The 19,073-nt window shown below is 60.6% G+C and carries 12 protein-coding genes; 11 read left to right on the top strand and 1 reads right to left on the bottom strand.

Going from position 1 to position 19,073, the window contains the following annotated elements; translation table 11 throughout:
• Positions 1 to 183 precede the first annotated feature (183 nt).
• Positions 184 to 4,290 (top strand): S-layer homology domain-containing protein, encoded by a 4,107-nt coding sequence (locus tag KVT38_RS01360; RefSeq protein WP_217591885.1) that lies wholly within the window; start codon positions 184 to 186, stop codon positions 4,288 to 4,290.
• Positions 4,291 to 4,378: 88 nt separating this feature from the next.
• Here KVT38_RS01360 and KVT38_RS01355 read toward each other — a convergent pair whose 3' ends face one another.
• The gene (locus tag KVT38_RS01355; protein WP_217591884.1) at positions 4,379 to 4,819 is read right to left on the bottom strand and encodes a hypothetical protein; all 441 of its coding nucleotides are present in this window, start codon (positions 4,817 to 4,819) and stop codon (positions 4,379 to 4,381) included.
• Between the two features lie 229 nt (positions 4,820 to 5,048).
• On the opposite strand from KVT38_RS01355, the gene KVT38_RS01350 reads away from it, so the two are divergent.
• From KVT38_RS01350 to KVT38_RS01305, 10 genes are all read left to right on the top strand, one after another.
• Complete coding sequence (locus KVT38_RS01350; RefSeq protein WP_217591883.1) at positions 5,049 to 5,573, top strand: VanZ family protein; 525 nt, start codon at positions 5,049 to 5,051, stop codon at positions 5,571 to 5,573.
• Positions 5,574 to 6,096: 523 nt separating this feature from the next.
• Positions 6,097 to 7,683, top strand: a complete 1,587-nt coding sequence (locus KVT38_RS01345) for a response regulator transcription factor (RefSeq protein WP_217591882.1) — start codon at positions 6,097 to 6,099, stop codon at positions 7,681 to 7,683.
• A gap of 24 nt (positions 7,684 to 7,707) precedes the next feature.
• Positions 7,708 to 9,498, top strand: coding sequence for a sensor histidine kinase (locus KVT38_RS01340; protein WP_217591881.1), 1,791 nt, complete (start codon positions 7,708 to 7,710; stop codon positions 9,496 to 9,498).
• Positions 9,499 to 9,565: 67 nt separating this feature from the next.
• Positions 9,566 to 10,219: a glycosyltransferase gene (locus KVT38_RS01335; RefSeq protein WP_217591880.1), complete on the top strand. Its 654-nt coding sequence runs from the start codon at positions 9,566 to 9,568 to the stop codon at positions 10,217 to 10,219.
• A gap of 213 nt (positions 10,220 to 10,432) precedes the next feature.
• Entirely contained in the window at positions 10,433 to 11,326 is an 894-nt protein-coding gene (locus KVT38_RS01330; RefSeq protein WP_217591879.1) for a cation diffusion facilitator family transporter, read from the top strand.
• Between the two features lie 430 nt (positions 11,327 to 11,756).
• A complete protein-coding gene (locus KVT38_RS01325) occupies positions 11,757 to 13,496 on the top strand; it encodes a type 2 periplasmic-binding domain-containing protein (protein WP_217591878.1) in 1,740 nt (579 codons plus the stop codon).
• A 109-nt stretch (positions 13,497 to 13,605) separates the two neighbouring features.
• Positions 13,606 to 14,586, top strand: a complete 981-nt coding sequence (locus KVT38_RS01320) for an ABC transporter permease subunit (protein WP_217591877.1) — start codon at positions 13,606 to 13,608, stop codon at positions 14,584 to 14,586.
• Between the two features lie 16 nt (positions 14,587 to 14,602).
• The gene (locus tag KVT38_RS01315) at positions 14,603 to 15,535 is read left to right on the top strand and encodes a carbohydrate ABC transporter permease (RefSeq protein ID WP_217591876.1); all 933 of its coding nucleotides are present in this window, start codon (positions 14,603 to 14,605) and stop codon (positions 15,533 to 15,535) included.
• Between the two features lie 79 nt (positions 15,536 to 15,614).
• Positions 15,615 to 16,757, top strand: coding sequence for a family 8 glycosyl hydrolase (locus KVT38_RS01310; RefSeq protein WP_217591967.1), 1,143 nt, complete (start codon positions 15,615 to 15,617; stop codon positions 16,755 to 16,757).
• 133 nt (positions 16,758 to 16,890) lie between these two features.
• A complete protein-coding gene (locus tag KVT38_RS01305; protein ID WP_217591875.1) occupies positions 16,891 to 19,014 on the top strand; it encodes an alpha-glucuronidase family glycosyl hydrolase in 2,124 nt (707 codons plus the stop codon).
• The last annotated feature ends 59 nt before the right edge of the window (positions 19,015 to 19,073 follow it).

Here is a 19,073-nt window from a genome sequence, read left to right as displayed (position 1 = left end):
AAGTATCAACGTAGATCGATAAACGAGCCCGCAGCACCCACTTACCGCCCATGCCCGCAGCACCCCCGCCCCTTCATTCGACAAACTTCACGGTGAGATGACAATCTATCGCATCCCCGTTGACATCGGCCATCTATAATCTCTTTTATTGGTAAAACGCATAAACGAGAGGATGTGCCCCCGTTGAGAAAAAGCAATAAGCGCCTTGCCCGGATCATCGTCGGATCGATGGCGGCGCTGTTAGCCGTACCCTTCGCCGTGCCGGCGACCGCCAGACATGTCGCGCTAGCGGCCCCGACGACTCCTGACGCCGACGGCGTGCTGATGCTGGAGAACTTCGAATCCGGCGATCCCGGCGTCGTCAAGTTAAATCCGAAGCGCGTCGTATCGGCCGGCGCGTCGATCGAGAGCGATCCGCAGCACGTAAGAAACGGCGCCCACTCGCTCCGGATCGACTACGACATGATCGACGTCGTCGACAATCCGTCGCAGCTGGAGCTGGCGCCCGGCACGGGCAGCATCGCCGTCCAGGGCAAGCCGATCAAAGTCGGCTTGTGGGTGTACGGCAGCAACGACGGCCACCTGTTGACGACGAAGTTTCGCGACAGCAAAGGCTCTTCATTTACGCCGGAATATTATTCGGACGCGTCCGTCGGCGTGAACTGGACAGGCTGGAAGTACATAGAGGTCGGCGTTCCGCAGGACAAGATCGAAGGCAGCTCCCTGGAGCTCTACTTCCAGGTGAAGCAATCCGATATGTCCAAGAAAAACAAGGGCTCGATCTGGATCGACGACGTTCAGTTGATTTACGAAGACAAGGGGCTCGATCGGGAAGTGCCCGCGATCGAAGCCGTCTCTCCGGCGCCGAACGCCGTGCTGACGAGCGACCTGAACAAGTTCGAGGTGCGCATTCGGGACGTGCAGGCGGGCACGGACGAGATGTCCGGCATCGACCCGGGCTCGATCGCGCTCTTCGTGGACGGGCAGGACTTGACGGCCCAGTCCGCTTACTCGGAGGAAACGAAGCTGCTGACGCTGCCGGCGGCGCTCATCGCGAGCGGCTATCACGAGGTCGTCGTGACCGCCAGGGATAAGGCGGGCAATCCGGCGCGGCTCAGCTACGCCTTCACCGAGGACGCGGGCGAGCGCCTCGTCCTGTCTGCGCCGGCCGAAGCGGTTAGCAACGAGCTTTACGAAGTGACCGTATCCCTCGCCGGAGACCGGACGAGCAATTCCTCGAAGGTCGCGCTTCAATACGATCCGGGCACGCTGACGGTCGAGCGGATCGTCCCCCGGAACGGAACGACGGCGACCAAGGCATCGGAAGCCGGCGGCAGCCTGGCGTTTGACGTGAGCGGCATTCAGGCTTCGGGCGAGCTGGCCACGGTGCAGTTCCGCGTCAGTCCCGATGCAGTGCTCGGCCGCGGGGAGCGCTTCAAGCTTGTGAAGATGAGCGCAGGCACGCTCGTATCGGATGCCTCGACGTTCTCTTCGCTGGCCCAGCCGATCCGCTACACGATCGCTTTTCCATACTTGATGACGGTTGAAGGCGTCGGACTGAACTCGACGTCGACCTTCAAGGTGACGACGCGCGACGGCGCGCCGTTCGCGGGCGCGGACGTCTACCTGCGCGGCGTGCTGGAGCAGATGGCCGTCGTGAAGCTGAGCGCGCAAGCGTCGGTGTACGAGGACGACGACACGTCCGAGCCCGTGGTGGCGACCCTTCCCGCAGGCACGCGTGTCTACGGGACGCCGGAGGCGGACGACGGCTGGTTCGAAGTGATGCTGCCCGACGGATCGACGACCGGGTATGTGGAAGAGGCTAACGTAGACGCCGCATCCATCGTTTCTTTGAATTTGTCCTTGGGCCGGACGGACGAGAAGGGCGAACTGAAGACGGATCTGACGACGCTGGCGCTCGGCGCCTACAAGGCGCAGGCGGTCGTCGGCAGCAAGAACAGCGCGGCGATCGGCTTCGAGGTCGTCGAGCCGTACGGCAGTCTGAAGCCCGAATACGTACAAACGTACGTGACGGATGAACTCTCCTCCAAACTGAGCGTGGGATGGACCACAAGTCCGAAGGCGCCTCAAAACTATCTTCAATACGTAAAGGCGGCGGATTGGGATCAGAACGCGTCGGCGCCGGACGCATCGAAGGTCGCGACCGTCGAAGCCAAGAGCGCCAGCCAAGTGCTCAGCGAACTGGAAAACGGGCCGAAGGGAGAAATTCGGTTCAACACGGCGCTGATCGAGGGCTTAAGCGAGTCGACGGCGTATAAGTATCGGGTAGGCAGCGAAGGCGCGTGGAGCGATTGGTACGACTACAGGACGGCAGATGCGAAGACGTCCACGCCGGTGTCGTTCATGTTCGTCACAGACTCCCATGTCAAGGCGGATAACGGCAAGGAAACGTATCAAGCTCTCGTTCGGAACGCGCTCGATACGTATCCTGACACGCAGTTTCTGATGCATGGCGGCGATGCGGTAGACGTCGGCGGAGCGTTCGCTGAGTGGAAACGATTGTGGGAAGCTTCCTCAAGCTACGCGACCTTCCTTCCTTCGGCGACGACGCTCGGCAACCACGACGTAAAGGCGGAGGGCAAGGAGGTTTACGTCAAAAGCGCGAGTCTGCCGGACAACGGGCCGGACGCTTACAAGGAGTATGCGTATTCGTACGACGTGGATGACGCGCACTTCGTCGTGCTGAACTCGGAAGGCACGAAGGAGCAGATGGCGCTGCAGGCGCAGTGGCTGCGTCGGGACCTGGACGGCAACGACAAAAAATGGACCGTCGCGATGTTCCATCGTCCCGTTTACCACACGGAAGCCGGCCGCGGGGAGCTAGCAGAGGACGTAAAAATTTATTTCGCCGACATCCTCGAAAGTCATAAGGTCGATCTCGTTCTGGTCGGACACGATCACGTGTACGCGCGGACGTATCCGATGGCGGACGGCAAGATCGCCGCGAACGGCGCCGGAACCGTATATTTGGACGGCGGCTCGTCCGGCTGGAAGTTCTACGATGGCCAGAAGTACGACTATCTGAGCTTCATGTACGACGACGACGTGCCTGTTTATACCCACGTTCAAATCGCCGACGACGCGATTAAAGTTGAAGCGAGAACGCTGACCGGCGAGCTGGTCGATTCGTTTGGGATCGCCAAGACGAACGGCGGCACGAATCCGGGCACTTCCGGCCCGGGCACCCCGAGCAGCCCGACCGGCACGGGGGAGACGGACAAGACGGTGCACGAGCTGACGGAAAAAGAGCTGCAAGCGGTCCAGCCGAACGGCGAGCTGTCGGTGAAGGTGTCCGGCACGGTGCAGCAGCTCAAAATCGGACCGAGTCTGCTGAGCAAGCTGGCGGCCAATCAAGTCGGTTCCCTGGTCATCCGGGGCGACGACCAGCCGGGCATCCGGATCGACGCCTCTCAGCTGAGCGCGCTGGCCGACGGCTCGGACCTCGTTCTGACGTGGAAAAAGGAACCGTTCGCGAATGCAGACGCCTTGAAGCAGGTTGCGGCGGCCCCGAACGCGGAGGCGTCCGGCCGCATGGCCTTTACCGTGTCTTCGAACGGCAAGGCATTCGCGTATACGCTGGATTGGAGCGGCTTGTCCCTGACGCCCTATACGAATTTGTACCGGGTGACCGCGGACGGCACGCTTGAACTCGCAGTCTTCAGCATCGTCAATCAGAAGCGGGCGGCTGCCTTGTCCTCGGGCGTGACGTATGCCGCGGTTGAAGTGAAGCGCGATTATACGGATCTCGCGGCTTCCCATTGGTCGTATTCGTATGTGCAAATGCTGTCCGGCATCGGCGTGATGCAGGGCACCGGCAATACCCAGGTGAGTCCGGACAAGAAGGTGACGAGGGCGGAATTCACGGCGATGATCGCCAGAGCGCTTGGACTGCAAGCATCGGGTACGGCAACGTTCGCCGACGTGAAGGGGAATGCCTGGTACGGCGCGGCTGTCGCGGCGGCGGCCGAGAACGGCATCGTGATGGGCGATCGCGGCGGCCGGTTTAATCCGAACGCGGACATCTCGCGTCAGGAGATGGCGGTTATGCTCAGGCGGGCGCTGGACTATCGCAAGGTCGCGGTTCTGCAGGACGGGGACGGCACAAGCTTCCGCGATCAGGCCGCACTGGCGACATGGGCGCGCGACGCGGCGCTTGCCTTGAGCAAACTTGGCATCATGGAAGGCGATGCGGCAGGCAGCTTCAATCCGCTCGCGCCGGCCAGCCGCGCCGAGACCGCCAAGGTGATCTCGTTGCTCCTGCTTCAATGATCGGTTGCTTATCTTTTAGAAATGGACAAAAAGCAGACGCGGCGGCGTCTGCTTTTGTCTTTGATGCGCTTGGCGATGGCGGCTAGGCCTAGCTGCAATTTTCCTTCACGTCGACCCGGTCGTTTTGAATCGTGATCGTGGAAGAGCCGGATGCGCTCTCCGTGTACGAGCATACCATTTTCTGAACGGTGTCGCCGCGCGAGTTCGTATACTTGAGATAGATGCCGCCTTCGCCGTTCATGCTCAGCTTGGGACTCAGCACCTTCTTTTCTCCCGCCTTGATCGGTTTCCCGAAGATGCGTTTTGCGTCGCTCTTGTCCGATTGGCCGGGATTGCCGCCGCTCAGGATGCCCGTCTCGACGGAGACCAGGTCGTAGTCGGATTGGTTGACGACGGTCACGGAAAAGCTCCGGAATCGGCTGAACATGTCGTCGTTCGTTTTCCACAGCACGAAGAGGGACGTCAACAGGACGGCCACGACTGCGGGTAAGGCGATCGCCACGATCGCGACTTTCGTATTTCTTTTCATCGTTTGTATCCCCCTCCTATAGTTAGACACTTTAGACGTATGGAAAGTTACATCCAAAACGATTTCAACCTTCACAATGAACCCTTGCGCCGGCTGAAAGTCCCTATTTCGACGGCGCGACGAGGCGTCGGCTGCTTCCTTCTTAAGAAAAATTTAAAACATATCCGGGAAAAAAATTTAACATTGCACGCTACAATGCACCTAAAAGCTGCAGAGGAGCGTGGAATGAATGAACGTGAAGTATCTTTCTCCTGTCTTGTGGGTGAAGCTCGCCGCCGCCGCTATATTTGCCGGCTACCTTTACATATTGATCAAGGTGATCCTGTTCAAGTTCGGCGACGTGAACGTCTCCTTGCTCGGACGCCTGATGCTGGAGACGGCCGAGCAGCCGCGCAACATCGTCTATCGGTGGCAATCCGCCAACCTGACGCCGCTCGTATCGATTCGGGAAAATCTGGCGGGGCTGCCGCATATGCACGACACGGTCAACCTGTTCGGCAACATCGCGCTTTTCGTGCCGTTCGGCCTGTTCCTCGGCCTGTTCGTCGGCTGCCGCCTGTCCGCCGTGCTCTTCTATGCGCTCTTCGTCAGTCTCGCGCTCGAGACCGCGCAGCTGATCTCCGCCATGGGCAGCTTCGACGTGGACGACCTGATTCTGAACGCGCTGGGAGCGGGCGTCGGCTACGCGCTGTTCGCCGGCTCGGGGTGGGCACGGGCCAGGACGAACGAGGCAGGCGGATCTTCAAAGGCATGAATTGAATGGTCGAATGGCCGTCCCCGCAGGGACGGCTTGCCGCAGTTCCTCACGCGCAAGAAGTTCTAACCGGAAACAAACCGCCCCCGTCGCAGCTCCTCACGCGCAAGAGGTTCTAACCGGAAACAAACCGGGCCCCTCCGCAGCCTCTCATGCGTAGGAAGTTCTAACCGGAAACAAACCGAGCCCCGCCGCAGTTCCTCACGCGCAAGAAGTCCTAATCGGAAACAAACCGCCCCCGTCGCAGCTCCTCACGCGCAAGAGGTCCTAACCGGAAACAAACCGCCCCCCCCGCCGCAGCCTCTCATGCGTAGGAAGTTCTGACCGGAAACAAACCGAGCCCGCCGCAGTTCCACTCCCGAATCTGTTAAATTTTCAAAGAAATTTCCTAAGTTTTGAAAGTGCGGCGGAGGCCGCGATACGCTACAATAGAAGCAGCGAAAACGATGAATATTGACGACCGCAAAGACACTAAAAATGAAAACGATTACAAGAGGGCGAACGCGCCGGACGGGAGGATGCCGTGAGAAAGGTCATTCTGGTGGACGACGAGATGTTCGCGCGCAAAGGGCTGGCGGGCTTGATCCCGTGGGAGCAATACGGCTACGAAGTGGTCGGAGAGGCGGAGGACGGGGAGGAGGCGCCCGCGTTGATCGGGCGCCTGTCGCCGGACGTCGTCGTCACCGATATTCGTATGCCTGTGCTGGATGGCCTCGGGATGATCCGGGAAGCGCAGGAACGCGGCTATGGCGGCACGCACTTTATCATCATCAGCGGCTTCGGCGACTTCAAGTATGCACAGCAGGCCGTGCGCTTCAGCGTACAGGACTATCTACTGAAGCCGATCGACGAGTACGAGCTCATCGCCGCCCTCGTCCGAATCGGCGAGCAGTTGAAGCGGGAGCAGGAGCGTACCGAAGCGGAGGACGCCCTGCGGCGCCCTTCGCTGTTCGAAGCGCTCGTATCGGGACGCGCGGAGGAGCGCGAGCTGGATGCGGATCGCCACACGCTCGGATGGCCGGCGGATTTGCCTTACCGCTACTACGCGGTCGAGCTGAACGATCCGCCGGCGGAGGACGCGGAGGCGGCGCTTCGCCGCGCCGGCGACGTCGCGCGCGCGCTCGCACGCGCCGTGTCCGGTGCGGACGCGGTGCCGCCCTGCGCCTGCGAGCCTTACGTTCACTTCCGGGACCGGTACGAGCTGGGACTGCTCGTGCCCGGCGCGATCGACCCGCGCGAGGCGAAGGCGCTCGGCGAGCGTCTCGCCCGGGCGGCAGGCTGCGGCGATGGCATCGCGCCTCGCATCTACGTCGGCGAGGCCGCTTCGGGACTCCTGCGGGCCAGGCATTCCTGTATGTCCGCGCAGGAGACGCGCAAAGCCAAGTTCGCGAAGGCCGGGGAGACGGTCCTTCTGTTCGAAGAGATCCGCGATGCCGAGCCCTCTGCCTGCCGCGAGATCGATGCCGCGGTATACGCCGCCTTGCTTGAGGGGCTGGAGGAGAATCATGCGGACGCGATGGCGGACGCGCTGGACCGGATGCTCGCCGCGTTCGGCGAGCAGGGCTTTGCGGCCGAGGCCGTCGCAGCGGCTGTCTCCCGCGTCGTGTACGGCGCTGCGGCCGTCGTCCGCACGATGCAGGGCGACGAGCGCCGGCTTCGGACGATGAGCGGGACGCTCGGCTGGCAGGAGGTTCCGCGTTCCCTTGCCGGCTTGCGGGAGCTGCTGCTGGCCTTCCTGACTGAATGCGCCGGTTATATCTCGTCGCTGCGCGAATCGATCGGCAAGGGCGACATCGCCAAGATCAAGGCGTACATCGACCGGCATTTTCACGAGAATATCAGCCTGAAGAGCATCTCGCAGCGCTACTATATGAACGCGGTCTATCTCGGGCAGCTGTTCAAGAAAACGTACGGCGTGTACTTCAACGACTACGTGCTGCAGCTGCGCATTCAAGAGGCGAAGCGGCAGCTTCGGCAGACGGACAAAAAGGTGTACGAGATCGCGGCGAGCGTGGGCTTCTGCAATGCCGACTACTTCGTCACCCAGTTCGAGAAGGTCGAACGGAAGACGCCGACCGCTTACAAAAATGCCATCAGCGAAAAGATTTGATCATCGGCGGTGCGGGGAATGCGAATGGGATTGCGATGGATTCGAAATCGGGCGTTCAGTCTGAACAACGTCAGGCTGCGCAACAAAATGCTGATCGTCTACTTTTTGTCCGTGTTCATACCCGTCGTGCTGACGAACGTCATTTTCTACAACATCACGACCAACAACGTCAAAAAGCAGAAGATGAGGGACATCTCGCTTGCCATCGAGCAGATCCGCAACGACTTCATGACCCAGGTCAACGTGGCCGTCGGCATCTCCGCGGTCATCTACAACGATGCGCTGCTGATCGAATATATGGACAAAAATTACGACGTGCCGTCGGATTACGTATACAATTACCAATCCTACATTATCAGCATGCTGAACAAATATTCTCCCGTGTACGAGGCGATTCAGCGGATCACGCTGTATTCGGACAACGACACGCTTATCTACGGGGGGCAGGTCGAGCGCGTCACGGCAAGCACGAGAGCGCAGCCGTGGTACCGGCTGGTGCGGGATTCGGCTCTGTCCGCTCCGATCGTGCTGCGGACGACGTCCGACTATCCGGGCGCGGCGGGCGATATGCTGAGCGTCGTACGCAAGATCGGCAACTCCGAAGTCGCGGAGCCCTGGGAAAAGTACATGAAGATCGATCTCCATCCCGAAGCGATACGGGAGATGTTCCATAACGTGACCCTGGAAGGAGATCTGTACCTGCTGCAGGGCGACGCGATTCAGTATTCGACCAACGCCGATATCGACTTAGCCAAGACGGCCGGCTTTGCCGCAGCCCCGGCGTTCAAGGACATGATCGTCATCGGCGAGGACTTCGAGGGCGTCCCTTACCTGTCGGACTGGCGAATCGTGGGCCGCTTCAAGGAATCGGCGGTGCTGGAGGAGGTGCGCAAGTCCAAAAATTTCGTGCTGTACCTGGCCATCCCGAACGTGCTGCTGCCGACGCTGATCATCATCTGGTTTTCCCGGTCGCTCAACGCCCGTCTCGTGCGCATCCTGAAGCATATGAAAAAGGTGAAAAACCACTCGTTCGAGACGATCGCGCGGCAGGACGCCGAAGATGAGATTGGACAGCTGACCGCCGAATTCAACCGGATGACGCTGCAGATCAAGAGCCTGATCCATGATGTGTACATCGCCGACATCCAGAAGAAGGAGCTGCTCATCAAGCGCAATCAGTCCCAGCTGCACGCGCTGCAGAGCCAGATCAATCCGCACTTCCTGTTCAACTCGCTCGAGACGATCCGCATGCGCAGCCTGATGAAAAAGGAAGAGGAGACGGCGCGCATCATTCACAGTATGGCCAAAATTTTCCGCAAGTCCCTCGCCTGGGGCAAGGACTGGGTGACGATCCGGGACGAGCTCGACCTCGTCGCATGCTTCCTCGATATCCAGAAGTACCGGTTCGGGGACAAGCTCGACTACCGGATCGAAGCGGACGAATCGGTGCTGGGCCTGACGATTCCGAAGATGACGCTCCAGCCCCTCGTCGAGAACGCCAGCATCCACGGCATCGAGAAGCTGAAGGAGGGCGGACTCATCCGCGTCGCCGTCGACAAGACGGCGGAAGGACTCGTCTGCACCGTGAGCGACAACGGGGCGGGCATCCCGCCGGACAGGCTGGCGTCGATCTTAAGCGATCTGGAGCATAGCGAGGACATCGGGGAGAGCGTCGGCATCAAAAACGTCTATTACCGGCTGAAGCTGTACTACAAGGACGACGTGGGCTTCGAGGTGTCGAGCCAGGAGGGCGCAGGGACGACGTTCCGCATCGTCGTGAAGGAGGATATAGAGGAGGCGAGCGGCGGCGGCTGAATAAATACCGGGCGGCGCGCCAAAATAAGCCGGATCGTCACTCCACGCGTACAGAGGTGCAGATGCTTTGAGAAACAAATGGCTGCTCGCTTTGGCTATCGTCCTGGCACTCGGCTTCGGCATGACCGGCGGGATGGGTTCCGCGCAAGCTAATGCGGGCAAACAGAAGGAGACTGCCTGCCTGAGTCCGAAAATGGTGCAGTTGAAGACCGACATGCAAAAGGCGTGGATCGACCATACGATCTGGACCCGCAGCTACATCGTCAGCGCGCTGTCGAATCGTCCGGACCAGCAGGACGTCCTGGACCGGCTGCTCCGGAACCAGCAGGACATCGGCAACCTGATCAAGCCCTATTACGGGGAAGCGGCGGGCAACCAGTTGGCTGAGCTGCTGAAAGAGCACATTCGGATCGCGGCCAAGATCGTAGATGCGGCCAAGGCCGGCAATCAGGCGGACGTAGCCAAGCTGGAGGCGGACTGGCATCGGAACGCCGATGATATCGCCAAGTTTCTAAGCGGCGCGAATCCGAACTGGTCGTTTAAAACGCTGCAAGACATGCTGTACACCCATCTTCAACTGATCACAGAGATCGTCCTCGACTGTCTCAAGGGGGATTGGAAGGGGGATATTGCCGCGACGGACAAAAATGAGATCCATATGATTCACCTGGCGGATATTTTGACGGAGGGCATCGTCAAGCAGTTCCCCGACAAGTTTTAACGAGCGGCTTTGCACCATAAAACGAGCTTTCTATAACCGCCCGCGAGGCGGGGATAGGGAGCTTTTTTACGCTGCGCAACTTTTTTGTAAGCCGACACGATTGTTGTGGCCTGACACGTTTGTAGCTCCCGCGAAAAAACGTTTCTCTAGACCCACTCCGATCTCGCTTGCTAGTATGGATGGTACTGGATAGGGAGCGAGGTACTTCGGAACATGGATCAACAGGAGCGGTACGACAATCTGAAGCTGGGGGAACGGGGCGCGATCATCAGCATCGTCGCTTATATCGTCCTCTCGGCGTTAAAATTAATCGTCGGCTACGCATCGGGATCCGAAGCGTTGAAGGCCGACGGCCTGAACAACGCGACCGACATCGTCGCTTCCGTCGCCGTACTGATCGGACTTCGCCTCGCGCGGAAGCCGGCGGATCACAACCATCGGTACGGCCATTGGAAATCGGAGACGATCGCTTCGCTCGTCTCGTCCTTCATTATGGCGGCGGTCGGCCTGCAAGTGTTGTTCGTCGCCATAGCTTCTGTGTTCGGCGGGAGCGAGAAGGCGCCGGACCCGATCTCGGTCTGGACGGGCCTGTTCTGTGCGGCCGTCATGTACTTTGTGTATCGCTACAACCGCAGGCTTGCGGTTCGAATCAACAGCCAGGCGGTCATGGCTGCGGCCAAGGACAACATCTCGGACGCGCTCGTCAGCATCGGCACCGTCATCGGCATCGTCGGTTCGCAATTTGGCCTGCCCTGGCTCGACCCCGTCACCGCCGTGGCGGTCGGCCTCCTCATCTGCAAGACGGCCTGGGATATTTTCCGCGACGCCTCCCACCATCTGTCCGACGGGTTCGACGAGTCCACGATCGAATCGTTCAAGGAAGCGATCCTCGAGGTCGAAGGCGTCGAGGCCGTCAAAGACATCAAAGCGCGAAATTACGGCAGCAGCGCGATCGTCGACGTCGTCGTGCTCGTCAACATGGAGCTCGACTTCGCCGAAGCGCACGAGATCGCGACGTGCGTCGAAAACAAGTTGAAAGGGACGTCCGAGGTGTACGAGGTTCACGTTCATTATGAGCCGGTGGACGTCTCGGAAATGCTGTCCTGACGGAGCAGACCGCCCTCCCGGTTAGCATTCCGCGCTCCCGGCGCCAATCGCCGGGAGTTTTTCTGCCGAAGCAACGTCCCACAGCGCCACATGTTCCCCGCGCCCTGTCTCCTCCGCCAAAGTAACATCGCACAGCGCCACCTGGCCCCGCGCCCTGGCTCCTCCGCCAAAGTAACATCGCACAGCGCCACCTGGCCCCGCGCCATGGCTCCTCCGCCAAAGCAACGTCCCACAGCGCCACATGGTCCTGCCCGTCCTCATCGCCCGAGGAACTTCCTACGAATAGCGCAGGCTATTTTTGCCCCTAAATCCGTATCCTAAATATCCTAAGTACGATCTTTAGTTTATCCAGTAAACAAACTCGCCGATCCCCCTTATAATGAAAGTGCTTACAAAAACAATGTATCGCAAGGGAAGGGGTTCGAAAGCAGTGGCAAAAAAACTGTGGACAGCCGGCATGGCTGCCGCCCTGGCCGTATCGATGGCCGCGTGCTCAAGCGGCAACAACGAGGGCAACGCGTCCCCCGCCGAGTCAAGCGGCGGTTCGTCGGCACCTGCGAGCGGCTCGGCATCGGCATCCGCCACGGCAACGGCAACGGCATCGGAGAAGCCGCTCGACAAAGTCACCTTTTCTTTCTTCAGCGGCGTAGCCGGCGAGAAGGATCTGAACACCAACGAGACGACAATCGGCAAAGCGCTCGAGGACCAGACGGGCGTCAACTTCAAGATCGAGCATCTGGTCGGCGACCTGAACACGAAGATCGGCACGATGATCGCCTCCAATCAATATCCGGACGTCCTCATCCCCGACGCCGCGATCGAAGAAGTGCTCAAGGCCGGCGCCTTCATCCCGATCGACAATCTGATCGAGCAGTACGGCCCGAACATCAAGCGCGTCTACGGCCCGTACTTCGAGCGCATGCGCGCCGACTACGGCGGCAAAATCTACTTCCTGCCGCTCGGCCCGCAGGTCGGCGAATTTTCGGCGGATCCGAACATCAACCAGGGCGCGTTCTGGGTGCAGCGCCGCGTGCTGAAGGAAGCCGGCTATCCGAAGATCAAGAAGCTGGACGACTACGTCAAGCTGGTCGAAGACTTCGTCGCCAAGCACCCTGAGGAGAATCTGACCGGCATGCTCACGCTGACGAACGACTGGCGGTTTTTTGCGACCTCCAATCCGCCGATGCATCTGGCCGGCTATCCGAACGACGGTAATGTCATGGTCGACATCGCGACGAACGAGGCGAAAACGTACGCGGGCTCCGAGAACGAAAAGCGCTGGCTGAAAACGCTTAACGATCTCAACGCCAAGGGACTGCTCGACAAGTCCTCCTTCGTCGACAACTACGATCAATATATCGCGAAGCTGACCTCTCACAAAGTCGTAGGCTTCTTCGACTACGGCTGGCAGATGGCCAACGCGCAGAACGTGCTCAAGGACGCCGCCCGTAAGGACCAATCCCAGGACGACTTCGTCTACTTCCCGCTGCCGGTCACGTTCGACGGCACGCATGACCAGTACCTGGATCCGCCGGGCTGGACGAGCAACCGCGGGATCGGCATTACGAAGAGCGCCAAGGACCCGGCCCGCATCATCCAGTTCTGGGACAATCTGCTCAAGGAAGACAATCAGATTCTCAAGAGCTGGGGCATCAAAGGCGAGACCTACGAGGTCGACGACAAGGGACGCTTTTATCGGACGGTCGAGCAGATCGACAAGCTCGACGACGCGTTTAACGAGAAGTTCGGCTTCAAGACGTTCGATTGGGATTGGCCGCAATACGGCACGTCCTCCACGCTGGCGGACGGCAACGCGGTCGCTCCCGGCTACCAGCCCGAAGTATTCCAGGTGGGCCTGACCGAAGGCGACAAGACGATTCTGGACAAATACGGCGTCAAGACGTACGCGGAGCTGTTCGATACGCCGGAAGACCGTCCATGGTTCCCGGCCTGGAGCATTCCGAAGGAGCAGGGCTCTCCACAGCAGATCTGGGAAACGAAGAAGGACGATCTTCAGAAAAAGTACTATGCCAAAATCGTGCTGGCGAAGCCGTCCGACTTCGATGGCGCCTGGGACAGCTATATGAAGGAATTCTCCAAGCTGGATACGGCAGGCTACGAGAAGTGGTATACGGAGCAGATCAAGAAGATCGTAGACGTCGCGAAATAAACGACGGCGATGCGATTCGCAGGCAGGATAAGCCGGCTTCACGCGCAGCTGCGTGCCAAAGGCCGGCTTTCCTTTTCAGCTGTACAGCTAGGCGGAAGGAGCAAGCAGAATGGATAACAACGACGTGCTGGCCGCGCCGGCGCCGCAGCTCGGGGCCAAGCCGCAGCCCGGCGGGCTGAAGCTTTTTATGAGAAGACTCGTTTCGCAGCGCATGCTGGTTCTGATGTCCGTTCCCTTTGTCATCTGGCTGTTCGTGTTCAAGTACGTGCCGGTATGGGGATGGACGATCGCCTTCCAGGATTATCAGCCCTCGCTTCCCTTCAAGGAGCAGGCCTGGGTCGGCTTCAAGCATTTTCATGCCTTGTTTTCGGAGGACCGCTTCCTGATCGCCCTGCGCAATACGCTCGCGATGAGCGGCATCAATCTCGTGCTCGGATTCGTGACGGCCGTATCGCTCGCCCTGCTGCTGAACGAGGTTCGCAAGGTCGCGTTCAAGCGTGTCGTGCAGACTGTCAGCTATTTGCCGCACTTCATCTCCTGGGTCGTCGCGGCCGGCATCATTCAGACGACGCTCGCGCCCGAGGGGATCGTTAATGAACTGTTGAAGGCGTTCGGCGCGATCGAAGCCGGACAGGAGTACTTGTTTCTCGGCAAGGCGGAATGGTTCTGGGGTATCTTCGGCGCAAGCTCTGTGTGGAAGGACGTAGGCTGGAATACGATCGTCTATCTGGCCGCCATCAGCGCCATCGATCCCGCGCAGTACGAGGCGGCGGAGATGGACGGCGCGGGCCGCTTGAGACGGATGTGGTATATCACGCTGCCGGGCATCAAGCCGGTCATTATCGTGCTGCTCATTATGAACATCGGCTATTTGCTGGAATCGGGATTCGAACCGCAGTACCTGCTCGGCAACGGTATGAACGTCGATTATTCCGAGAACATTGACATATTCGTGCTAAAGTACGGCCTCCAGCAGTTCAACTTCCCGCTCGCGACGGCGGCCGGCATGTTCAAGACGGTCGTGAGCTTCATCCTGCTGTTCTCGGCCAACCATATCGCCAAGCGATTGGGCCAGGACAGACTTTTCTGAAAAGGAGGCGGTTCCTATGGCGAACGCTACAGGCGCTTCGCGGCCGGCTCGCGGCTCGCGCCGTCACGCTTCGGTCGGCGACCGGACGTTCGATATTTTGAATTACGTCTTTCTCACCCTGCTGATGGTTGTGACGCTGTATCCGTTCCTCAACACGCTCGCCGTGTCGCTGAACGCCGCGAGCGACTCGATCAAAGGCGGCATCCACCTGTGGCCGCGCCAGTTCTCCGGCGAGAACTACAAGTTCGTGTTCGGCGAAGCGACGATCTACAACGCCACGCTCATCTCGGTGCTGCGCACCGTCATCGGCACGCTCGTCACGGTGTTCGCTTCCGCCATGGTCGCCTACACGATCAGCAGGCAGGAGTATGTGCTGCGCAAGTTCGTCACGATCGCCTTTATCATCACGATGTACATCAACGGCGGCCTCATTCCGAACTACTTGCTCATCCGGGATCTGGGACTGATCAACAACTTCTGGGTGTATATTCTGCCGGGCGTCATCGGCGTGTTTAATCTGATCATCATCCGCTCGTTCATCGAACAGCTGCCGGAGAGCGTGATCGAGTCCGCGCGAATCGACGGGGCGGGGGACTTCCGGACATTCATCAACATCGTGTTTCCGCTGTGCCTGCCCGTGCTGGCGACGGTGGCCCTATTTACGGCAGTGTACCAGTGGAACTCGTGGTTCGACGTGTTTTTGTACAACTCCTCCAACGTCAAGCTGAGCACCCTCCAGTACGAGCTGCAGAAGATTTTGCAAAACTCGAACACGACCTCCAGCGCAGCTTCGGCGTTCGCGGGCTCCGCGGCCTCCTCGCTCAAGGTGTCCCCGGTGTCGATTCGGGCGACGATGACGATCGTGGCGGCTGTGCCGATGATTATCATTTATCCGTTTTTGCAGAAGTACTTCGTGAAAGGCATGACGGTCGGCGGCGTGAAGGGATAAAGCTGCGAAGGACAGGAAGGAGACGGGCGAGATGGGAAAAGGCGAGGCCTCTTCGGCTTCGGAAGAGGAGACGAGCGCAATGAACGGCGGGACGGGCGCTTTCGGCACCGGGCAGTACCCCAACCTGCTCGAACGGTACGGCTACGCGCCCGAGACGATCGAGGCCCGGCTGGCGGATGCATGGCGGCAACTGTTCGGCGATGACGAACGGACACGCATTTATTATCCGTGCGACGACATGGGCTACATGCTCGACACCGGCAATCTCGACGTGCGGACCGAAGGCATGTCCTACGGCATGATGATGGCCGTGCAAATGGACGACAAGGCGCTGTTCGACCGGCTGTGGCGCTGGACCTGGACGTATATGCATATGAAGGACGGCGTGCATGCCGGGTACTTCGCCTGGTCGTGCATGCCGGACGGGACGCGCAATTCGAACGGCCCCGCGCCGGACGGCGAGGAGTACTTCGCGTTGGCGCTGTTTTTTGCGGCGCACCGCTGGGGCGAAGGCGAGCCGCCGCTGGACTACGCGGCCAAGGCGCGGGACATTTTGCGGGCCTGTCTGCACAACGGCGAGCAGGGCCCTGGCTACCCGATGTGGAACCGGGACAACCGGCTCATCAAGTTCGTGCCCGAGTGCGAATACAGCGACCCGTCGTATCATCTGCCGCATTTCTATGAACTGTTCGCGCTGTGGGCGGACGAGGCGGATCGGCCTTTCTGGCGGGAAGCGGCGGCTGCGAGCCGCGCTTATTTGCCGCTCGCCTGCCACCCGGAGACCGGTCTCTCGCCGGAGTACGCCCACTACGACGGTACGCCCAACGACGAGCGAGGCTACGGGCATTTCTACAGCGATTCGTACCGGGTCGCGGCAAATGTGGGCCTCGAAGCCGCCTGGTTCGGCGTCTCGCCGTGGATGAGGCGCGAGGCGGAGGCGATCCTGCGCTTTTTCGCGGACAAGGACCCGGCCGACTACCGTCGCTACCGAATCGACGGCACGCCGTTCGAGGAGCCGGCGCTGCACCCGGTCGGCCTCGTCGCGACCAACGCGTGCGCGGCGCTCGCCGCGCCGGACAGCCCGCATGCGCGGGAGGCGGTCGCGCGCTTCTGGCTTACGCCGGTGCGCGAGGGCGAGCGGCGCTATTACGACAATTGCCTCTATATGTTCGCGCTGCTGGCGCTCGCCGGGCGGTACCGGATCTGGCTGCCTGAACCATGAGGCATGAGGCTTGAAGCTTGAGGATTGAGGCTTGAATCAGCGGCTGGCGGCATGGTTGGAATGGGATTATCGACGAGAAGGGAGTCTCTGTTGCGGGAGGCTCTTTTTATTTGCACGGAGAGGAGGACGCGTGATGGATAGGGGTCAAGCTGGACAAGAAGCATACGAGCAAGCGTGGCTCGATTACAGACGGATTGAGGACGAGACGCTGCGCGCGAGGTATGCGGCGGTATGCGGCAGGCTCGTCGTGATTGGCGATGGCGCCGAGCTGGCTACGGCGCGTCTTGAGCTGCGCCGCGCGATCGGGGGTTTGCTTGGTATGGCGCCTGTCGACGGCTCGGCGGAATCGGTTGAGGCCGGTGCACGCGCGGGCGAGGGGGGAATGGGAGGACCGGCAATTGTTGTCGGCTTGGCGGACGCGGCGGAGATCGAGGTGTTGGACACCGGCATGCTCGGCGAGGAAGGTTACGCGATCCTGTCCGGTGCCGACGGCAGCGTCTACCTGCTCGGAGGCGACGCGAAGGGCGCGCTGTATGCTGCCTTTGGCTTCATTCGATTGCTGTGTACGGGCCGCGACCTAAGCGATCTCCGAATCGTCGAGCGGCCGGCGTACCCGCTGCGGATGATCGATCATTGGGACAACGCGGACGGGTCCGTCGAGCGCGGCTATGCCGGCGGAAGCTTGTTTTTTGAGGCCGGACGACTGGGCGAGCGGGCGGCGCGAATTCGCGATTATGCGCGTTTGAGCGCTTCGATCGGCATCAACGCGGTCGCCATCAACAACGTCAACGTGCATGCCGAGGAGACGCGGCTGCTGTCGCCGGAGCGGCTGGAAGACGTGGCGCGGGTGGCCGACGTTTTTCGCGAGTATGGGATCGCGCTATACCTGAGCGTCAACTTCGCCTCGCCGATGGCGCTCGGCGGGCTCGCGACGGCGGACCCGCTGGACCCGGCCGTCGCGGCATGGTGGCGCGAGACGACGGCAGAGGTATGCCGGCGCATCCCGGGTTTCGGCGGCTTTGTCGTCAAGGCCGATTCGGAGCATCGGCCGGGTCCTTTCACTTACGGGCGGGATCACGCGGACGGCGCCAACATGCTGGCCGATGCGCTCGCACCGTTCGGCGGCACGGTCGTCTGGCGGTGCTTTGTCTACGACTGCAAGCAGGACTGGCGGGACCGGCGGACGGATCGCGCGCGCGCCGCCTACGATCACTTCATGCCGCTCGACGGCGCGTTCCGCGACAATGTCGTGCTTCAGATCAAGCACGGACCGATGGATTTTCAGGTGCGCGAGCCGGTGTCGCCGCTGCTGCTCGGCCTACGGCGCACGCAGATCGCGCTGGAGCTGCAGATCACGCAGGAATACACGGGACAGCAGCGGCATCTCTGCTATCTCCTTCCAATGTGGAAGGAGGTGCTGGCCTTCGACGGCGGCGACGGCTGGACGGTGGCGGACGCCGTCGGGAGGCGCGCAGTCGGGGAAGGCGATGAGGAACGCGGCGATGCGGAGGTTGCGAGGAGAAACCGCCGAGGCGGCGTTGCCGCAGTGTCCAATGTCGGCACCGACGCCAACTGGACGGGCCATCTGCTCGCACAGGCAAACTGGTACGGCTACGGCCGGCTCGCCTGGAATCCGTCGTTATCGGCTGAAGCGATCGGACGCGAGTGGATCCGAATGGCGCTTGGGCCGGACCCGGTCGTCGAGGAGACCGTTATCCGGATGCTGATGGACTCGTACGCCATTTACGAATCGTACACGGCGCCGCTTGGCGTCGGATGGATGGTCAACCCGCATCATCATTACGGCCCGAACGTCGACGGGTACGAGTACAGTCCCTGGGGCACCTATCACTACGCGGATCGCGACGGCATCGGCGTCGACCGCACCGTTGCGACCGGCACCGGCTACGCAGGACAGTACCCAGCCGCGGCAGCGGCCTTATACGAATCTCCGGATACCTGTCCGGACGAGCTGCTGCTCTTTTTTCACCATGTCCCCTACGGTATGCGCCTCAAGAGCGGCAAAAGCGTCATTCAACACATTTACGATACGCGCTTCGAAGGCGTCGACCGGGCTGCCGGACTGCTCGCTGCCTGGGACGGTATCGCGGATCGTCTTCCCGTGCGCGTACACGCGTCGGTGCGAGAGCGGCTCGCGCATCAGGCCGAACATGCGAGAGAGTGGCGGGACCAGCTCAACACCTACTTTTATCGCAAATCCGGCATCCCGGACGCCTGCGGTCGGTTGATTTATTGACCGTCGTCATACGCGTCGAATGCGCTGGGCGGCAGTTTGTTCCTAACCGGGAATGTAAG

The sequence above is a fragment of the Cohnella sp. GbtcB17 genome, assembly GCF_019091135.1.
Lineage (GTDB): Bacteria > Bacillota > Bacilli > Paenibacillales > Paenibacillaceae > Cohnella.
The sequence above is the reverse complement of the archived record's forward strand: the minus strand, read 5'-3'. Positions and strand labels throughout refer to the sequence as shown.

Excerpts from the sequence above, each read along its gene's own strand:
- KVT38_RS01315 (WP_217591876.1), top strand. The coding sequence starts at position 14,603 with ATGGCGAACGCTACAGGCGCTTCGCGGCCGGCTCGCGGCTCGCGCCGT.
- KVT38_RS01330 (WP_217591879.1), top strand. The coding sequence starts at position 10,433 with ATGGATCAACAGGAGCGGTACGACAATCTGAAGCTGGGGGAACGGGGC.
- KVT38_RS01310 (WP_217591967.1), top strand. The coding sequence starts at position 15,615 with ATGAACGGCGGGACGGGCGCTTTCGGCACCGGGCAGTACCCCAACCTG.
- KVT38_RS01350 (WP_217591883.1), top strand. The coding sequence starts at position 5,049 with ATGAACGTGAAGTATCTTTCTCCTGTCTTGTGGGTGAAGCTCGCCGCC.
- KVT38_RS01305 (WP_217591875.1), top strand. The coding sequence starts at position 16,891 with ATGGATAGGGGTCAAGCTGGACAAGAAGCATACGAGCAAGCGTGGCTC.
- KVT38_RS01320 (WP_217591877.1), top strand. The coding sequence starts at position 13,606 with ATGGATAACAACGACGTGCTGGCCGCGCCGGCGCCGCAGCTCGGGGCC.
- KVT38_RS01340 (WP_217591881.1), top strand. The coding sequence starts at position 7,708 with ATGGGATTGCGATGGATTCGAAATCGGGCGTTCAGTCTGAACAACGTC.
- KVT38_RS01355 (WP_217591884.1), bottom strand. The coding sequence starts at position 4,819 with ATGAAAAGAAATACGAAAGTCGCGATCGTGGCGATCGCCTTACCCGCA.